General features: G+C 61.0%; 13 protein-coding genes and 2 pseudogenes. 5 read left to right on the forward strand and 10 right to left on the reverse strand.

The genetic code is table 11. The annotated features are described in order from the left end of the window. Positions 1–4: 4 nt before the first annotated feature. Both NDI54_RS14135 and NDI54_RS14140 read right to left on the reverse strand, forming a co-directional pair. A complete protein-coding gene (locus NDI54_RS14135; protein WP_310897078.1) occupies positions 5–952 on the reverse strand; it encodes a carbohydrate ABC transporter permease in 948 nt (315 codons plus the stop codon). Positions 953–1,130: 178 nt separating this feature from the next. Further along, positions 1,131–2,705 carry an ABC transporter substrate-binding protein gene (locus tag NDI54_RS14140; RefSeq protein WP_310897079.1) on the reverse strand — a complete coding sequence of 525 codons (1,575 nt, stop codon included), beginning with the start codon at positions 2,703–2,705 and terminating at the stop codon, positions 1,131–1,133. A 121-nt stretch (positions 2,706–2,826) separates the two neighbouring features. Here NDI54_RS14140 and NDI54_RS14145 point away from each other — a divergent pair, with 121 nt between their 5' ends. Beyond that, on the forward strand, positions 2,827–4,401 hold the full coding sequence (locus NDI54_RS14145) for a TCP-1/cpn60 chaperonin family protein (RefSeq protein ID WP_310897080.1): 1,575 nt from the start codon (positions 2,827–2,829) through the stop codon (positions 4,399–4,401). A gap of 23 nt (positions 4,402–4,424) precedes the next feature. Here NDI54_RS14145 and NDI54_RS14150 read toward each other — a convergent pair whose 3' ends face one another. Further along, entirely contained in the window at positions 4,425–6,089 is a 1,665-nt protein-coding gene (locus NDI54_RS14150) for a TCP-1/cpn60 chaperonin family protein (RefSeq protein WP_310897081.1), read from the reverse strand. A 112-nt stretch (positions 6,090–6,201) separates the two neighbouring features. On the opposite strand from NDI54_RS14150, the gene fba reads away from it, so the two are divergent. From fba to NDI54_RS14165, 3 genes are read left to right on the forward strand one after another with little or no spacing between them, the layout of a single operon-like run. Further along, complete coding sequence (fba, locus tag NDI54_RS14155) at positions 6,202–7,215, forward strand: class II fructose-bisphosphate aldolase (RefSeq protein ID WP_310897082.1); 1,014 nt, start codon at positions 6,202–6,204, stop codon at positions 7,213–7,215. Then, positions 7,212–8,765 carry an FGGY-family carbohydrate kinase gene (locus NDI54_RS14160; protein WP_310897083.1) on the forward strand — a complete coding sequence of 518 codons (1,554 nt, stop codon included), beginning with the start codon at positions 7,212–7,214 and terminating at the stop codon, positions 8,763–8,765. The genes fba and NDI54_RS14160 overlap by 4 nt, the downstream gene beginning before the upstream one ends. Continuing rightward, complete coding sequence (locus NDI54_RS14165; RefSeq protein WP_310897084.1) at positions 8,758–9,804, forward strand: NAD(P)-dependent oxidoreductase; 1,047 nt, start codon at positions 8,758–8,760, stop codon at positions 9,802–9,804. Before NDI54_RS14160 ends, NDI54_RS14165 begins: the two co-directional genes overlap by 8 nt. 136 nt (positions 9,805–9,940) lie before the next feature. Here NDI54_RS14165 and NDI54_RS14170 read toward each other — a convergent pair whose 3' ends face one another. The 5 genes from NDI54_RS14170 to NDI54_RS14190 form a co-directional block, all read right to left on the reverse strand. Next, positions 9,941–10,717, reverse strand: coding sequence for an HpcH/HpaI aldolase family protein (locus NDI54_RS14170; RefSeq protein WP_310897085.1), 777 nt, complete (start codon positions 10,715–10,717; stop codon positions 9,941–9,943). A 44-nt stretch (positions 10,718–10,761) separates the two neighbouring features. Further along, the gene (gene pdxA, locus NDI54_RS14175; RefSeq protein WP_310897086.1) at positions 10,762–11,781 is read right to left on the reverse strand and encodes a 4-hydroxythreonine-4-phosphate dehydrogenase PdxA; all 1,020 of its coding nucleotides are present in this window, start codon (positions 11,779–11,781) and stop codon (positions 10,762–10,764) included. Continuing rightward, complete coding sequence (locus NDI54_RS14180; RefSeq protein ID WP_310897087.1) at positions 11,774–13,063, reverse strand: four-carbon acid sugar kinase family protein; 1,290 nt, start codon at positions 13,061–13,063, stop codon at positions 11,774–11,776. Before NDI54_RS14180 ends, pdxA begins: the two co-directional genes overlap by 8 nt. Before the next feature lie 56 nt (positions 13,064–13,119). After that, positions 13,120–14,208: a zinc-binding dehydrogenase gene (locus tag NDI54_RS14185; RefSeq protein WP_310897088.1), complete on the reverse strand. Its 1,089-nt coding sequence runs from the start codon at positions 14,206–14,208 to the stop codon at positions 13,120–13,122. A gap of 164 nt (positions 14,209–14,372) precedes the next feature. After that, complete coding sequence (locus tag NDI54_RS14190; protein ID WP_406600183.1) at positions 14,373–14,507, reverse strand: hypothetical protein; 135 nt, start codon at positions 14,505–14,507, stop codon at positions 14,373–14,375. 1,366 nt (positions 14,508–15,873) lie between these two features. On the opposite strand from NDI54_RS14190, the gene NDI54_RS14195 reads away from it, so the two are divergent. Then, the gene (locus NDI54_RS14195) at positions 15,874–17,163 is read left to right on the forward strand and encodes an amidase (protein ID WP_310897089.1); all 1,290 of its coding nucleotides are present in this window, start codon (positions 15,874–15,876) and stop codon (positions 17,161–17,163) included. A gap of 56 nt (positions 17,164–17,219) precedes the next feature. Here NDI54_RS14195 and NDI54_RS21455 read toward each other — a convergent pair. Both NDI54_RS21455 and NDI54_RS14200 read right to left on the reverse strand, forming a co-directional pair. Further along, positions 17,220–17,363: pseudogene (locus NDI54_RS21455) on the reverse strand (CopG family ribbon-helix-helix protein); the annotation flags it as partial. Positions 17,364–17,462: 99 nt separating this feature from the next. After that, a pseudogene (locus NDI54_RS14200) lies at positions 17,463–17,963 on the reverse strand (ABC transporter substrate-binding protein); the annotation flags it as partial. Between the last annotated feature and the right edge of the window lie 20 nt (positions 17,964–17,983).

Consider the following 17,983-nt stretch of genomic DNA (forward strand, 5'->3'; position numbering starts at 1 on the left):
TCACCTACACGTAGAGGTTCTCTTCTTCGTCGATTGCCTTCACGTAGATGACCGCCGCGGTCATCGACAGCAGGACCATCGCCATGCCGATGGTGTAGGCCCTGGCGAAGTTGTTGTTGACAAACGCTACCCGATAGGTCAGGATACTGAGGATCATCGTCCTTGTCCCGGGACCACCGCCAGTCAACGCGAACGGTTGTGAGAACTCGGCGATGTTCCACGCCGTCCGCAGCGAGAGGATGACGATCGTCGGAATCAGGAGCCGCGGGAGCGTCACGTCCCGGAACCGCTGGATCCGATTGGCCCCGGACTGTGCGGCGGCCTCGTACTGTTCTTTCGGGATGCCCGAAATGGCGGCGGCGTAGATAATCGCCGAGTAGGCGTAGTCGTGCCATGTCTGGGCGACGATAAGCGAGATGAACGGCCACATCCCCGTCGCGAGGAACGACGGCGGGTCGACCCCAATGAGACCGAACGCCTTCACCACGAAGCCAAAGTCGTTGTCCAGGAACCACATCCAGACGACACCACCGGCGAGTGGTGCGGAGAAGTACGGCGACATGATGAGGGCGCCGACCCAGTCTTTCGCGACATCACGGAGTTCGTTCAACAGTAACGCAGCGAGCAACCCGAGGGCCAGTTGCAGGAACGTCGTTCCCACGACGAAGCCAATGGTCAGGATGAACGCGTAGACGAACAGGTCGTTCGTCACGACCCAGATGTAGTTTTCAAGCCCGATGAACTGACCGGGTTCGCCCAGTCGGGTGTCTGTAAACGTCATCGATACACCCCGGAGTATCGGATAGTAAAACAGGCCGGTGAATGCGATAAACGTCGGTATGATGAACACGTATCCGGCCCAGTTCTCCCGGAGTCGGTCCATGAACGTCTCCTCGTCGAGGCCGTATCGTTCACGGATCTCTTCTCGGGAGCGCGCCTGCTCCTGTGCCATGCTAATCCGAACCAATGCCAACTGAATAAAGCTTTGCCTATCGGACCCCCGTCAGACACTGAGGGGACGACGATGTTACTGGTAAATGGAGTGGGAGTCTGACGTAACCAAGGACATCAAAAAACCGGATACCGATCGATTCAGTCGTATCGATTGGCCCGACCGGACTAGGGCGGCGTTAGTTGTTCTCTTCTTCGAGTCGAGTGAGCACACGGTCGCGGACGATTCCGGGCGTCTCCTCGGCGCTGTGTTGGCCGGCAATCGCCTGGCTGATCGTCTCGTTGATGTCCGTCCAGCGGATGGGGTCAGTGGGCCACACGTCCCACGGACCGCCCGTGTTGCTGTACTGCGCACCGTATTCGGACTGGTTTTCGATCGACTGCTGGAAGTTCTGCGGGAGGTCGTACTCCTCGAGCATCGGGTCGAGCATCGACTGCATGCCCGGGATGGCCTCGTAGTGCTCGCCCCACGCGGGGAGGACGAAGTCCTCGTCTTCCCACAGGTACTCCGTGAGCGCCCAGGCACCTTCCTGTTGCTGGTCCTCGGCGTCCTGGAAGATGGTGTGTGCCTGTTCGAGTCCCCACACGTGACCGCCGTGTTCTCCGGAGTGGCCGCTGAGGTCGTCGATACCGATGGCGTTGCCGAATTCCGCATCGAGCTGGGGGTTGGGCAACAGCATGAAGTCGCCCTCGCCGTCGTTCCAGCCGATCTGAGCCTCCTCGCTGACGGAGTACCAGCGGTTCGCCGTCGGCAGTGCGTAGGTGAACGACGCGACCCGACCGCTGAGCATCAGCGACGGGATGTCCTCGTCGCCTCGTGTCGCGGCCTCGTCGCTGCTGAACTCGTCGGCAAGGTTGACACAGGCCTTGATCATTCCGTCAGTCTTCTGGCGGTCCTCTTCCATGTCCTCGTTGGCGATGACGACATCTGGGTCAGTCCCCTCGCCGCGGATCCACGGGTCTGTTCCCTCAGTGTACGCCGTCCGGGCGTAGCCCCAGTACGACTCGAGGTCGCCCGGGACGCCGGTCTCCTCGTAGGCGATGATGTCCTGTTCCTCGTCGATTGTCTGCAAGACATCGTAGAACTGGCTCCACGTCTTCAGTTCCTCCATCGGATTCTCGACGCCGGCTTGCGAGAATGTCTTGGGCCGAATCCCGAGGTTACTGTTCGTGTGGCGGATAGCGCCGACCGCCCAGTAGTCGCCGCGGAACTCGGAGACCTGCTGGCCCGCTTCTGACAGGCCGTCGGGGAAGGAGTCGCTGCCCTCCATGAACGCCGCGTGGTCGACCAGCTGGTCGTCCCGATAGAACTGCAGACCGAGACCACCAGACTCACCGAGCGCAGGTGGGTTGCCGTTCTGCACGCGGGATGACATCGCTTGCGAGATGTCACCATAGGATGCGGTCTGGAGGTCTACCTCGTAGCCGTCGTTCTTGGAGGCGAAATCCTCCATCGAGGAGTTGAAGTGGTCCTGTATGTCACCGTTTTCGGCAGCGTTAGCGGAGAGAAACTCCACGGAGACCGTTTCGCTTCCGCCACCGTCGCCACCGCCATCGCCGCCATCGCCACCATCGCCGCCGTCGCCACCGTCGCCTCCGCCGTCACCGCCATCACCGCTACACCCAGCGAGGCCGCCGAGAGCGCCGGCGCTCGCCGCACCTGTGAGCTTTACAAAGTCACGGCGTGATGTGCCGCTGTCATCAGCCGTTGCCTGAGATGTGTCCGGTTCGCCTTGCTTGTTACTCTGTGACATGCCAGTAAACTATCAGTAGGGTGAAGATATAAACCTGCCCCCTGATTTCAACTATTTATGTCAGAACAAAATAAACAGCGCACGACAATTTATTTGTTTCCAAAACGCACCCTGAGATAGTGTGACTAACGACGACCTCGTCGCCAACGTTCGTACCGTCGCTGACGCTGTTCAGACGACACTGGGACCGTTCGGGGCGAACAAGCTACTGGTACAGCAAGACGGAACGGTGACCGCGACCTCATCCTCGACTGAATTGCTCGAGCGATTCGATGTTACCGATCCGGCCATGACGCTGCTCCAGACAGCGGCATCTGGTTTCGGAGACCGATACAGTGACGGCACCGGGACCGTCGTTACGCTCGCTGGTGCCTTGCTTCACGAGGGAGACGGACTGGCCGAACAAGGGCTTCATCCAACTGCGATAGAACAGGGATATCGGGAGGGACTCGACAGTGCTCTCGACACCATCGACCGCACGGCTCGCCCCCTCTCTTCGTTCGGAGCCGAAGCCGTCGCAAAGACTGCCCTCACGGGGACGCGTGACCTCCAGGTCCGCCAGTCCGTTGCGGCACAGATCGCGAACGTCGTCGAGAAAGTGGGAGCAGACGCGAGCGATAGCATCCGTGTCGTCTCACGCCCCGGCGGTGCAATCGCGGAGACGGAACTCCTCCAGGGTGTCGTCCTTGAGCGTGGGCCGATCCTCAAATCCATGCCCCGTTCGCCTGATCGTGACGGCATCGCGGTCCTCTCTTCCAGTGTCGACGTTCCCCACGTGGGGAGCCAACTCGGTGATGTCAGCCGTCGGGTCGTCTTCGACGCCGATTCCTTCGAGGCCAGGGAAGGGATCGCGGAGTACGAATCCGAAGCGTTCACCGAACAACTCCAGGCCGCTATCGACGCCGACTGTGGCGCTATAATCACGGAACGGGCGATAAACGAACGGGTCGAGACCCGACTCGCGGCCGAGGGAATACTCGGGATCCAGCGCGTCGATACTGACGAACTCCGGGCGATTGCCCGAACCACAGGTGCAACTGTCGTCCCGTCGCTCGACCAGATCTCTGAGTCGACACTCGGCAGGGGCTCGATCACAGTCCAGCGAAAAGCCGGCCGGGACGTGACCATACTCAAATCGGATTCCGGCGAACCGGCTTACACCCTCTTTTGCCGGGCTCCCGATCCGCGGACGGTCACCGCGTTCGAACACTCGGTAGAGACAGCCATCGCCGCAACGGCAGCGGCCGTCCGTGACGGGCGCGTGGTCCCAGGCGGCGGTGCGGTGGAGGCGACAGTGTCCCAGGCAGTCAAGGCAGAGGCCCGATCACTCGAGGGGCGTCAGCAGCTCTCTGCCGACGCGTTCGGAACGGCACTCATGACGGTCCCGCGCGTACTCGCGAAGACCGCGGGCCTCGACGGTGGCCGGACAGTCGTCCAGTTGCGGGTCGCCAGGTCGGACGGACGAGATTCGGTCGGGGTCGACGCACTCGCCGGCACGACAGCGGACGTGCTGGGAGACGATCCCATCGTCGAACCGGTCGCGATCAAGAAAGCGATACTCACGGCCGCGACAGACCTCGCGACGCAACTGATTCGCATCGATGAGCGACTGCCAGCAGTCGACCTCAGCGATGATGACGACGTTGTACCGGAAGAAGCGACCGCAGAGGGCCAGGAGACACCAGCAGGGCGGTGACGGAACGCCTGATAGTCGACGACTCACTCACGTTCCGGCCGCGGCGTGTAGCCGGGTAACTCTACGTTCGGATACAGCACCGTATCGATCGTGAGCAACTGCTCGACGATGGCAGCCGCAGTCTCGATAGCCTGTGAGAACACCCGTCGGGGCTCGACAACCCCCGCGTCCCAGGCGTCGATCGGATCGCCCGTCTGGGGATCGATGCCCGTCGCAGACCGACCGTCAGCGGCGTGGGCCGTCCGCAGACCCGTCACTGCAGTCACTGGGTCATGGCCGGCGTTCCGGGCGAGTGTCGCAGGGATACAGTCAAGCGCGTCGGCGAACGCCTCGACTGCGAGTTGCTCTCGACCGGTCACCGCCGTCGCGTGCTCCCGTATCTCCGTCGCGACCGCCGCGGCCGGTGCGCCTGCCCCGGGCAGCAGCTGGCCGTCCATCGCAGCGATGGCCGTGGTCTCAAGCGCGTCTTCGAGCGCCTCCTCTCGCCGCCTCGCCTCTTCGGCCGTCGACGCGCTCGCGACGACCGTGAGGACCGGACCCGGACACCCCTCGAAGGCAGTCCACACTTCCTCGCCCACCGTTCGCTGACTCACCCGTTCGGCTTGCCCGAGGCGCTCGTCAGTGAATTCGCTCAGGTTCGAGACGACTGTGCCGCCGGTGGCCTCTGCGAGGCGGTAGACATCTTCCTTGGGATAGGTCGCCTTGTCGATGACGGCGATTCCCGCCTCCTCGAACGGCCTGACGACCGATTCGTCAAGCTTCTCCAGGCAAACTAGCACATCAACGCCACGGGCGGCGAGGTTCTGGGCCGTCGATTCGATCCTGTCTGAGAGCTGGGCCCGGTACCTGTCCGCTGCTTCGGGAGAGGAAAGCGTCACGCCAGCACCACCGTCGAGGATGCTGGCCGTCTCCTCGAAGTCGATCTCACGGTCCAGGATCGCCACGGTCGCGCCAGCGATCGGTTCGTCGATCCCCCACCCGTTCGGTCCTGCATCCGTGGGACGAGATAGTACCAGCCCGTCGACGACGCCGCTCTCGGCTCCGGGCTGGGAGAGTATCTTCGCGTGGTCAGTGTTAATCCAGCCGTCGTCCCGTCCGGCGGCGAGCCGCGTGATTGTGGACGCCACTCGTCGGGAAAGGTCCTGCCTGACCGCCGAATCGAGATTCGTTGTCATCGTCGTCGCGGCGACATCCGCGAGCCGGTCCTCGTCGTCCGCCTCGACGGGTCGGGCGAGATCATCGAGGACCGCCCCAGCACGAGCCCGGGCGATGCCGTACCCGACGACCACGCTGCTCGGAGCGAGTCCCTGGTCGATGAGTTCGAACCCCTCATCCAGGAAGGCACCCGCCAGTAACACCGCGGTAGACGTGCCGTCGTGTAACCCGCTCTGCATGCCGTCGGCACCGTCGACGAACAGGGCAGCGACGGGGTGAGCGAAGCCATCCATGCGCTCGATGGCGTCGAAGATTCGCCCGGCGTCGCCAACGCGGACCCGTTCCTCGCGGTTCTGTTTGTCCTCCGTGACGATGAGTTTCTCCATACCGGCCGGGCCGAACGTCGACTCGACGAGGGAAACGGTCGCGTCCACGGCACCACGGACGTATCGACGCGCGTCATCGTCAGTCATCGTCCAGTTTCCTCGCTCGCCGTCGTCGAGGCGCGCCTCCGCTTCTGGATCCACGGCCATACAGGGTTCTTGCGAGGAGTACGGATTAATCCTTTGTGCGAAATTACAAATACCCGGGGGATCGACGGTGTCGCCGACAAACCTTATTGTCCTCTTGTGAGAACCGTCAGGTATGCCGTATTATCGGGGCGAGCAACTTAGTGAAGTGTATGATGGGGCTGCTCGAGACGGATACGGTTTCGTCGCGAGCAACACGACGCATCTCGACATTATGCAGGGCCTACTCGACGGAGCGGCGGATGCCGAATCCGACATCGTTCTGCAGATCAAACGCGACACCGCGGAGTACCTGGGGAACGGCGATGTCGCAGCCGGGCTCAATATAATGCAGTCGCACCTTCGCACAGTAAGCGAAATGCTGGACGTTGGCGTCTTCCTCAACGTCGACCACGTCGCGGCCGACGACGAGGAACTGATCGACGCTGCCATCGAATCGGGCGGTCCCTCCTCGATGATGATAGACGCCTCAGATTACCCTTTCGAGGAGAACGTCGAACGGACGGCGGCGGTCGTCGACCGCGTTGACGACCGCGGCGAGGACCTGCTCGTCGAAGCAGAGCTGGGGACCATCGCTGGGACCGAAAGCGGTGAAACCACCGAGGAGGCGTTCTACACGGATCCAGCGGAGGCCGTCGAGTTCGTCGAGCGGACCGGCTGTGACCTCCTCGCCGTCTCCATCGGGACCGAACACGGCGTCTCGGCCGGTGTCGACCTCGACCTTCGTGTCGATCTTGCTGCCGAGATCCATGCAGCCCTGCGCGACCACGGCTTCGAGGTCCCTCTGGTCGTGCACGGCTCCTCGGGCCTCACACCCAAGCAAGTCTCAGCGTTGATGGAGACGGGTGTCTGCAAGCTAAACACGAACACGCGCTACCAGTACGAGTACGCCCGCACGGCCTGTGAGTTCTACCACGACAACGCCGACGCCATCCTCCCGCCGGAGGGGGTCGTCGACGACCGCGCGACGTTTTTCGCCGACGCCGACTGGGCTCCCGACAAGAGCCGGTTCAACCCGCAGGTCGTCGGCCGCGCAGTCCGCAAACGGATCGCGGCTGTCCACGCCGAGCTGGCCGAAACTGCCGGGAGCGCGGGGGAAAGCCACTTTCTGAAGGGAGCGTCTCGATGAGCGAGCTCGTACTCGGAATCGATGCCGGACTGACGGCGACCAAAGCTGCGCTGTTCACCCCAGATGGAGAAGAGGTCGCAGTAGGGAGCCGTGAGACTCCGACGAAACGCCCCGCCTCCGACCACCGGGAAGTCCAGCTCTCGGACCTGTGGGAAGTCACAACCGAGGCGGTCCGCGAGGTGCTCGACCACGAGAGCGTCGACCCGAAAGACATCACGGCAGTCGGCGTCGCCGGCCACGGCCACGGCCTCTACCTGCTAGACGAGTCGGGGAGCCAGGTCAGGCCAGGGATCAAATCGACCGACAGCCGGGCGGCCGGTCTCACCGAGGAATGGGAGCAGGACGGTACGGCCGACCAAATGCGCGAACGTCTCGGATATGCGCCCTTCGCTGCGGATCCGCTGAGCCTGCTGGGGTGGCTCGACCGCGAAGAACCCGACACGCTCGACCGGATCGAACACCTCCTGTTCTGCAAGGACTATCTCAAGTTCAAGCTCACAGATCGGATCTGTACCGACGAAATGGAGGGGAGCGTGTTCTACGGTGCCGGCGACGACGAGTACGACCGCGGCGTGTTCGCGGCGCTCGACGTGGACCTCTCCCCCGATGTCTTGCCCGAGGTCGTTCCGAGCTGGGAACCCTGTGGGCGCGTGACCCAGGAGGCCGCCGACGAGACGGGGCTGCCCGAGGGTGTCCCCGTCGCGTCCGGACTCCACGACGTGGGAGCGACCGCGCTGGGGACGGGCGCTCACGCGGCCGGACAGGCTGTCCTCATTCTCGGGACCTGGGGGCAGAGCATCATCGTTCTGGACGACCCCTGGTCCGATGAAGGCCACAACAGTGCCGGCGGAGAACGGGGCCTGACGCGCCGGTACCTCGACGGCGGCTACATCCGCTACAAGGGACTCCGCTCGGCGGCCGTCTGCCTGGACTGGTTCGTCCGGGAATTCGGTCACGACTGGCAGGCACAGGCGAGCGACGAGGGCGTGAGTCCCTACGAGATATACGACCGCGTCGCTGCGGCTGTCCCAGCGGGCGCATCCGGCCTGCTCTTTCATCCCTATCTGGACGGGTCGACCGATGAGCCGACCGACCGCGGCGGGTTCTACGGACTGACCAGCGAACACACGCGGGCCGATATGCTCCGGTCCGTGTACGAAGGTGTCGCCATCGCCCAGAGCGCCGGTCTCGTAGATCTGACGCCGGATGTCCACGTCGATGACGTGCGTCTGGGCGGCGGCGGAGCCCGGAGCGAGGTGTGGAGCGACGTGTTCGCCGCCGCAGTCGACAACACACTGCTCATTCCGGCCGGGGAAGAGACAGGTGCCCGGGGCGCAGCGATTTGCGGTGCTATCGCGGCCGATGTTTACCCGGACCACAAGCAGGCTGTCGACCGGATGGTCTCGGTGGCCCGGCACCACGAACCGGATCCGGACGCCGCGGCCCTCTACAGCGACCGGCGCGAAACCTTCGAGAACGCACTGTCGGCGATACGGCCGACCTGGAAACGTTTAATGAACCACGCTGAGAGGACGTACACGAATGACTGACACGAACAAACGCTGTCTCCTCTGTGGCGATCCACAGCAACCCAGTGCGGCGATGTACGAATCCGCCGGCTACCTCGAAGAGCACGGCGTAGAATTCGAGCGGATGGAGTGGCAAGGCGATGTCTCGGCCGCCGAGTTCCGGGACGTAACCATGGACATGGAGTCCCGGGGTCCCGGTGACTACGATGCCAGCACTATTGCGGAGAACCTGGCAGGCGTCGAGTTCCTGGTCGTCCACAAGGCGCCCGTCTCCCGGGCGGTGTTCGAACAGGGTGAGGACCTGGAAGTCGTCGCAGCAGCCCGGGGCGGAACCGAGAACGTCGACAAAGAGGCCGCCGCCGACCACGATGTAACCGTGCTTCACGCGCCCGGCCGGAACGCTGACGCCGTCGCGGACTACGCTGTCTCGTTCGCCCTCTCGGTACACAGGCGAATACCACATTTCGTCGAGACGACCGGTCGCGGCGAGTGGGACCTGGAGTTCGACCCGCAGGGACTCCCGCGCGACGTGACGAACCTCACCATCGGGGTCGTCGGCTTCGGGAACGTCGGGCGGAAGGTCGCCGAGCGCTGGGCCGGATTCGGCCCCGAGATTCTCGCCTATGATCCGTACGTCGACGACGAGACCACGCGCGAACATGGCGCGACACCGGCAGACCTGGACGAACTCCTCCAGACAGTCGACGTGGTCAGTATCCACGCGCGACTGACTGACGACACCCGCCATATGCTCGATGCAGCGGCGTTCGAGCAAATGCGGGAGGACGCCCTGCTTGTCAACACGGCGCGAGGCGGGCTCGTCGAGACGGACGCGCTGGTCGAGGCCCTCCAGTCCGGATCGATCGGTGGCGCCGCGCTCGACGTTTTCGAAGCGGAACCGATCCCCGAGGGACACCCGCTTCTGGACCTCGACAACGTGTGGCTCTCGCCCCACACTGCCGGTTCGACTCGCGATGCGGTGTACAACGGCGCCCGCATCGTTGCCGCGGACTTAGAGGCTATCATCGAGGGCCACGAACCAACTCATCGTATCAAATAATAATTACATATGTATCGGGAGTAGCGAACTCCCAGCTTACAGTATCTAACTACCGCTGAACCTGCAAACTTCAAACTATTGGCGTTCCGAACTTTCCCGTTCCCGTGGGGTCTGACACGACGCTGGATCGAACGAGCTACCGCTGCTCCTCGACTAAGTCTCGACTGTGTTCAAGAGCATCGGTCACGCCGCTGGCCAAATGCATCAGATCAATGCCGGTCGCGAGGTAGTCGACATCCCAGTCCAGTCGCTGCTCTCGTTCGGCGTCGCTCGTTGCCAGGGTTCCGGTCGTGACACCGGCCGCCCGAGCAGCCGAAAAAACGGAGTCGATGGCATTCAGCAACGCATCGTTCTCCCACTGGCCGAAACAGCCCATCGACAGCGAGAGGTCTAACGGTCCGACAAAGACGCCGTCGATACCATCAATCGCAGCGATATCAGCAGCGTTTTCCACCGCCTGCTGAGACTCCAACTGTACGTGCCTGACGAACGAGTCGTCCCCCGCTTCGAGATGCTCGCCAACCGACATCGTGTAGTCGGTCGATCGCCCGGGTCCGATCCCGCGGGTCCCCTCCGGGGGATATCGGCTGCACTCGACGATCCGCTCGGCCTGGGCAGGTGTCTCAACCATGGGGATCAGGACGCCGTCCGGAGCGAGATCGAGGGTTCGCTTCAGCGTGGTCGCGTCGTCGTCCGGCACACGGACTATCGTCTCAATTTCCCCGTCGCTACCGCGTAGCATGTCTCCCATCGTTTCGAACGACATCGGCGTGTGTTCCGCGTCGATGACGACGAAGTCGTAGCCCGCGGTGGCAGCCATCTCGACCGTGAGTGGGTGCGGAATCGAGGCCCAACTACCGATCAACGGATCCGAGTCTGCAGTCACTGTGCCCAATCGCTCCGAGTCCGACATACACCCGTCCAGTCGAGGCAGGAATATAAAAACACCAGGCTGAGTCAGCGGCTGGGTTCGGCTCGGTCGGTATCGGTCATCTCGACGGCGACGGCTACGGCGTCAAGGAGGCTCTGTTCCGAAGCGATCCCCTCACCGGCGATATCGAAGGCGGTGCCGTGGTCGACGCTCGTGCGGATGATCGGGAGACCGATAGTGACGTTGACACCCGAGACGGCTGACCCGCCAGCGAAGCCGAGCATTTTGATCGGGATGTGGCCCTGGTCGTGGTACATCGAGACGACACAGTCGAACTCGCCGCTGGCCGCCCGGACGTACACGGTGTCGGGCGACTCCGGTCCGGTGGCGTCGATGCCGTCCTCGCGGGCCTGCTCGACAGCCGGTTCGATCTCGGCGGCGTCTTCGTCACCGAGCAAGCCGCCGTCGCTCGCGTGGGGGTTCAGACCAGCAACGCCGATCGATGGCGAGTCGATGCCGAGGTCGCGAAGCGCTCCGGCAGTGAGATGGATAGTATCGAGGACGTTCTCCGTCGTCACCAGATCACAGGCCTCGTGCAGTGAGACGTGCGTACTCACGTGCGTGACGCGCAACTCGTCCTCGACGAGCATCATCGCGTAGTTCTCGGTGTCGGTGTAATCGGCGAGCATGCCAGTGTGGCCCGCGTACGTGCTGCCGGCCAGTTTCGTCGCCTGCTTGTTTATGGGTGCCGTCGTGATGGCGTCGATGTCGCCTGCCTTGGCCAGTTCGATGGCTTTTTCGACGTATTCGAGGCTTGCTGCGCCGTACTCCTCGCGGACCTCGCCGCGGACGAGTACGTCCACGTTGTCAGCATCGAGGACGGGAATGGCTTCGGCACTGAACGTGGCGGCGTCGACAGCGTCGACCGATTCGACGCCGAGAGACGACTCGACGATCTCGATGGCGTCCGCGATCACAGACGCGTCGCCGATCACGATTGGTCGGCTACTCTGTCGAAGTTCCGGGTACGCCTTGACGATCACTTCGGGGCCGATCCCTGCTGGGTCGCCCATGGTAATCCCGACAACTGGGGCTGACTCACTCATTGTTCCCCGAAAGATACCCCAAGCAGTTAACAATAGCTCCTTCGGACCCAAACCCGCCTGCCTTCGTGACGATCGGCGTTCCGCTCGCCATGCCATCGGCGAGGCGACCGACGGGGATTCCGGCGGTGACGGCGTCGCCGGTCAGCGTCACAGTCGTTGCGTCGAGTGAACGAAGGCCAGCGACTGCCACGTCACCGCCGGTGTAGAACAACCCTGACGGCGACTGTAAGTCGATGACTGCGGCGGCGGTCGCTGCCAGACCGGACGCGATCCGTTTGCTGATCTCATCGAGCCCCAGGCCACGGGCCTCCCCTTCCCTGACAGTCCGTTCCACGGTCTCTCGGTCCGTGGCCGCGGTCAGAACAGCCGGCTGTCCGCTGGCGAGTCGGTCGGCCGCCCGGCTGGCCCCTTCCTCGCTGGCCGGCTCTGTCAGGAGATCGACTGGCTTGAGTTCGATGACCGCCGCTGTGGGGACCTGTTCGAGTTGAGCGAGCGTGGTCGCGCTGACGCTCCCGACGACGGCCAGTGGCGATCCCGGTCCGACCGCTGCTGGTGACCGGGATGTCCCGTCAGCGGCACCTTTTACAGCGACGTGTTCCGCGAGGCCGCCGCTGCCGACGTAGAGCGTCTCGTGATCGGCACCGGCGTCGGCGATCGTCGCTAGATTCTCCACCGTCTGGGCGTCACAGACGACGACCGGCGGCCGGTCGTGTCGCTGGACCGCGGCGGTGAGTGCCGCTGTGACCTGATCGCGACCGGATTCGACGACATCTATCGAGATCTGTTCGACGGCCCTATCGTCGCTCTCGAAGATATCGGTCAGTTTTGACGATGTCGGTCCCTTCTGGTCGTCTGCGTACTCCGTCTCGTCAAGGGGCATCCCATCCACGTAATGGATACCGTCCCGCGTCGTCCGGCCTGCCGCGGGGAAGGCCGGTGCGACCAGTGCCAGGTCGGCCTCCGATGCGGTGAGTGCGGCGTCGGTTTCTATCCCTACGTTGCCCCGAAGTGTTGAGTCGACTTTCTTGTACACCGTTTCCGCCGGGACCGTTCTGACAACCTCGGCGACCACATCGGCTGCGGCCGCGGCATCGTCGTACCTCGTGTCGGTGTTGACACCGAGTATCGGCGAGTTAGGACGCCGATCCAGTCGGCCCGGTTGCCCCGGTGGAACCGCGACGACAGCGGTACCGTACCCCCGGGCGGCGAACCCATGAGACGTGTCCATCGTCCCGGTCAGATCGTCGGCGACGATACAGACCGAGTGTGTGGCCCCTGTCATACCAGAAGTGGTGCACCACAGGGGATTAAATTACGGTGTGACCGCGGCACCCGTCTTTACTCGGGGATCAACGCGGCCCGCGTCACGTTGCGGTTCGCCGAATCCCGGAGCGCGTCTTGTAGATCTGCCAGCGCGTACTCCGCGTCGACCAGCTCACCGAAGGGGTAGTCGTCGCCGTGTTCGGAGAGAAACGCCAGGGCTTCTCGCAGGTACCACGGTGCGTATCGCATCATGGTCGTCATTTCGACGGACTTGCGGACGGCCTTCCCTGGATCGATCTTTGCCTCCTTTCCGGGAATGATGTTGCCCATGACGAGGTAGCGCCCGCCGTTGCCGAGCAACTGGAACCCCTCGTCGATGGCCGCAGGAACGCCGGTCACCTCGACGGCGGCATCGGCCCCAAGCCCGTCAGTCAGTTCGAGCACGCGCTCCTCCCGTGCCTCAACCGTCTCGAACTCGTTCAGGTTCACGGTGTGGTCGGCACCGAACTCCGCGGCCCGCTCAAGCCGGTCGGCGACACCGTCGACGACGATGGTCTCGGCACCCCGTTCTGTGGCGACGGCCGTCGCGTTGAGACCGAGGCCACCGGCGCCCTGGATGACGACGGTGTCGCCCTGAGTCACCGCAATGGCGTCGAGTCCGTTGAGGACCTGTGAGAGCGCACAGTTGGCCGCGGCCGCTGCCGTTTCGTCGACATCCTCGGGGACCTTATACACGTACTGATCGTGGTGTATGTAGTAGTGGCTCGCAAACGTGCCGTGGAAGTGGGGCCATTCACCGGGCGCACGCGACCAGTACTTGTAGGCGTTCTCGCAGTACTGGTGCTGGCCGCGGCCACAGCGCACACACTCGTTGCACGTGGCGAAGTAGGCCGGGACGACGAGATCGCCGTCTTCGAGTTCCTGGCCGGCGTTGTCCCGCACATCACCGCCGGTTTCGACGACTCGGCAGAGCGCCTCGTGACCGAGGGCACCGTCGCGAATGAGTGGATGCTCGCCGCGCCAGATATGGAGTTCGGAGCCACAGACGTTCGCGCGCACGATCTTCGTGAGTAGGTCCCCCTCTTTCGGTGTCGGGAGCTCGTACTCCTGGAGTTCGGTCGATTCCGGCTGTGCGAGATAGCCGACGGTCCCGGTGTTCGACATATGAAAGCGCTCACAGGCAGTTCACAAAGCGTTTGTGGACCGGTTGCGGTGTCGAAAGTCGCCGTGCTGAACCCGTCGTTTACGATGCGGACCTCGACGGTTGCGTCGGTCGCTGTTCTTTCGGGAGTCTGTGTCCGGGAACCATGGCGACACCGACATACATTCTAGACAACGATAACATCGTTTTCGAGCGTCCCGATCGCTTCGAGGTCGATACTGACGTGGTCCGCAGCCTGCAGCGTGAACGATTTGTTGGGGACGATAGCAGTGCCTGTCAACAGGACAGCCAGTTCAGGCACTGCGTTATGTCGGGTGTAGGGATGTCCGTCTACGCGTCTCTTTGTTTCACTGGGAACCGTTGGAGAAAAAACGAAACTAGTTGTTCATCATTAATGAATAGTCTTTATATACTTCTTTACCTACATATGTAGATTATCCACGTGGAGACTGAATATAGTGAAATATATTCACATATTGTTCACTATAGAGGAGCTATCGGGAAATGATCGGTCGGGTGTAACGACACCCTTGAAACCTCACGGTTTTCACAAGAAGACAGACGATTTGATTCATTGGAGCAGATCTGCGAGCGAGGTTCTTGCTCGGAGACAGGGAGCGGCTGAGCGGTCCCCGCTGAGTCACTGTACCGATTCTGGTCAACAATTGGTCCCTCAGCGTTATCAGTGTCACCAGACCGAAAAATCGCCCCACGGGAGCACGGTTCAGGATGGAACTCCCACACAATCTCTTGGAGAGACAGAACGTCGTCGGCCTGAGATTCACCTATTCATGACGGGTCAGCCGAAGCGTTCAGTAATATCGGAATCATCTGACATCAAAAATTATAGTAGTTCTAACTGCCCCGTTGTCACCGGAGTATTCCAATAACAGAAGTACTCTTATTATTCCATGTGTTCATTAGCTTATATGAGCCTGCGAAGTACTGGCTGGAAGTCGCCCGTACTGATATCACTCGATACTAGTCCTCAGGCGTGATGTCTTACTGTCGTGTTTCATCCACCCAGACTGTTCAAACACTTGCAGGCCAGCCACGACGGACTGGGTTGTTGTTGACGGTTACCTCTCCAGGGAGATGGTTGGCGACGGTGTAGTCACACTGTCGCTTCGGCCGGCGTGGCAATTCTCATGGTGAAGTCGTCTGTAAGCGGGCTAGGTGGAATACGAAAACAGATGTATCGATTTCGGGGCCTTTTTGCCAAGGATTGTGTAATATATTTATAATTATTTAAATTCATATCAAAATATCATAAATAGATGTAAATCATCTGTTTTGGAATGATCTGGCCGAGGCTCAAATCTAGATCTTTGTATATCGTCGACACTTGCCATCCATAGTACTGTCGGGTTATGATATATATGCATAACCCCACTGTCGGAGCTGCTTGAGAGAGAGGTTGGCGAACACCGCGAAACACGCCAGTGTACCTGTCCTCACAGTCTCTCTTGATTCAGCGACGATGACGAGAGTAATATGCGGCCTGGTGCTCGTAGGGACAGTATTCGATTGGCCGGATATCGGTTATGCTTTGGTCAATTCTGTCTTGCCAAAGGACTTTCAAGGAGTCCAGTCGTCATCTTTGCCAACTTCGCGATCAACGTATGATACACACACGAATCGACCCACCTGTCGCAATTACTCGATAGATGATTCACAAAAACCACTTAGCGAAAACGGTTGCAAAGCTTCAAAATAAGTCGTTGTCCGTTGAGGAGTACCTAGACGAACTTCGAACGCGAACGGAGTCCATTGAACCCGAAATTGAATCCTTGCTGCCCGAGTCAGATCGGTGGTCCCGGCTTACATCTGATTCGGAACAGTTGGCAAGCACTCCATACTCGGCCCAAAAGCCGTTGTACGGTATCCCGGTCGGAGTGAAGGACATTATACACGCTTCGGGTTTTCAAACTAAGGCAAATTCGTCGCTCCCACCCGAACAATTGACCGGACCGGAAGCGACTGTCGTTCGTCAGCTCAAATCGGCCGGTGCGCTGGTCTTCGGAAAGACCGTAACGACGGAATTCGCCTACTCGGAGCCGGGTCCGACAAAGAATCCACACAACACGAACCACACACCGGGCGGATCAAGCAGCGGATCTGCCGCTGCAGTTGCAGCGGGGCTCTGCCCACTTGCATTGGGGACCCAAACTATCGGCTCAATCATCAGGCCCGCGTCTTTTTGTGGGGTCGTTGGATTCAAGCCCAGCTACGGTCGCGTGTCGGCTGAGGGTGTGATACCGCTGTCACAGTCGGTTGACCACGTCGGCTTCTTCACGCAAGACGTGGCCGGAGCTGAAATAGCCGCCAGTGTACTCTGTGCAGGATGGCAGACGATTCCCGAGGGGATGGACCGACCAACGATTGGCATCCCAGATGGACCGTATCTCCAACAGGCTAGTTCGGACGGACTTGATCGCTTCCATACTCACTGTCGCCGGCTAGAGCAGGCTGGATACGATGTCGAAAAGGTGCCCGTGTTGCCCGATATCGAGACGATCAACAAGTATCACGAACGACTCATCGCAGCCGAAGCCGCGATGGTACATCACGAATGGTATCAGGAACACGGTGAAAAGTACGGTGCTCAGACAGCCGAACTCATAGAGGAGGGATACGGTGTCCCAACGAGAGAAATCGCCATCGGACGAAACAGCCGCATGGAGACCCGTACGCATCTAACCGATGTTATGGAGGACCACGATATCGATATCTGGATCGCACCTGGTGCCTGTGGACCGGCCCCGGAGGGCATTGACTCGACAGGTGACCCGATAATGAACCTTCCGTGGACACACGCCGGGCTCCCAACAATCGCGATTCCGACGGATGATACTATCAATGGGTTACCCATCGGCGTGCAATGTGTGACCCATTTCAATGCTGACGAACATCTATTAAATTGGGCGCGTGAGATCGTCCGCACACTTCAGGCCTGAATCTCGCATAGATGGACAATCTCCTATCGTCGGTGTAGTCTGTGAAGACTATCGGAATCGTGCTCGTAATCGAACGCCAAGACGGCCGTTATTTCCCCAGAGTCATCTTCGAGTTTCGTGTGTGATTTGATATACTCGTTCATGGCCTCTCGAACGGCCCGTGAACGTGAGTCAAAGCCTCCGTGTTCCCACGTCTGGTCGCATTACGAACTGAACACACCGAGGAGAACTCAAGAAGCTCGGCGTCACTGTCTGAAACCGACGCCGTTCCTCGGGGCGTAATTTAACTGCAAAGCGTCTCAGATCTGTCCATGGACGATTTCCGCGACGCGTTCACGGTCGAACAGCGTCACGTCCTCGAACGAATTCGGGTAGATATCTTTCGCCGCCCGGTCGGTATGGTAGAAATTGATAATCGGTCCCTGGTTGAGATAGCCAGCGTTGTAGATGGCACCGTCCTGAACTGCCTGTACACCGTTAGATCCATCTTCTGCCTGTAGTGGCTCAACAACCTCTTTCTGGAACTCAGACTCGGACGCTCCGCCGTAGTTCCGTACCAGTAGTACCTCGGGGTCGATTTCGATCAGGGCTTCTAGATCGAGTGTCCCCCTGTCAGAGAAACTGTAGTGTCCCACATCTGTCGCTGCAAGTGCATCTGTCAGACCGAGATCGCGCCACTGCTTGGTACTGATCCCCCCATCATCGAACCGGAACGGAAAGAACTGGAACCCTGCTCCATCGGCTGGGAAGACAAGTAAGGCAGTCGGCCGCTGCTCGGCCGGTGGCAGGTGCTCATCGATCGCAGTAGTTGAGACCGGCA

Source organism: Haloarcula terrestris, from assembly GCF_031624315.1.
Taxonomy (GTDB): Archaea; Halobacteriota; Halobacteria; order Halobacteriales; family Haloarculaceae; genus Haloarcula; species Haloarcula terrestris.

Excerpts from the sequence above, each read along its gene's own strand:
- NDI54_RS14135 (WP_310897078.1), bottom strand. The coding sequence starts at position 952 with ATGGCACAGGAGCAGGCGCGCTCCCGAGAAGAGATCCGTGAACGATAC.
- NDI54_RS14140 (WP_310897079.1), bottom strand. The coding sequence starts at position 2,705 with ATGTCACAGAGTAACAAGCAAGGCGAACCGGACACATCTCAGGCAACG.
- NDI54_RS14150 (WP_310897081.1), bottom strand. The coding sequence starts at position 6,089 with ATGGCCGTGGATCCAGAAGCGGAGGCGCGCCTCGACGACGGCGAGCGA.
- fba (WP_310897082.1), top strand. The coding sequence starts at position 6,202 with ATGCCGTATTATCGGGGCGAGCAACTTAGTGAAGTGTATGATGGGGCT.
- NDI54_RS14160 (WP_310897083.1), top strand. The coding sequence starts at position 7,212 with ATGAGCGAGCTCGTACTCGGAATCGATGCCGGACTGACGGCGACCAAA.
- NDI54_RS14165 (WP_310897084.1), top strand. The coding sequence starts at position 8,758 with ATGACTGACACGAACAAACGCTGTCTCCTCTGTGGCGATCCACAGCAA.
- NDI54_RS14170 (WP_310897085.1), bottom strand. The coding sequence starts at position 10,717 with ATGTCGGACTCGGAGCGATTGGGCACAGTGACTGCAGACTCGGATCCG.
- pdxA (WP_310897086.1), bottom strand. The coding sequence starts at position 11,781 with ATGAGTGAGTCAGCCCCAGTTGTCGGGATTACCATGGGCGACCCAGCA.
- NDI54_RS14180 (WP_310897087.1), bottom strand. The coding sequence starts at position 13,063 with ATGACAGGGGCCACACACTCGGTCTGTATCGTCGCCGACGATCTGACC.
- NDI54_RS14185 (WP_310897088.1), bottom strand. The coding sequence starts at position 14,208 with ATGTCGAACACCGGGACCGTCGGCTATCTCGCACAGCCGGAATCGACC.
- NDI54_RS14195 (WP_310897089.1), top strand. The coding sequence starts at position 15,874 with ATGATTCACAAAAACCACTTAGCGAAAACGGTTGCAAAGCTTCAAAAT.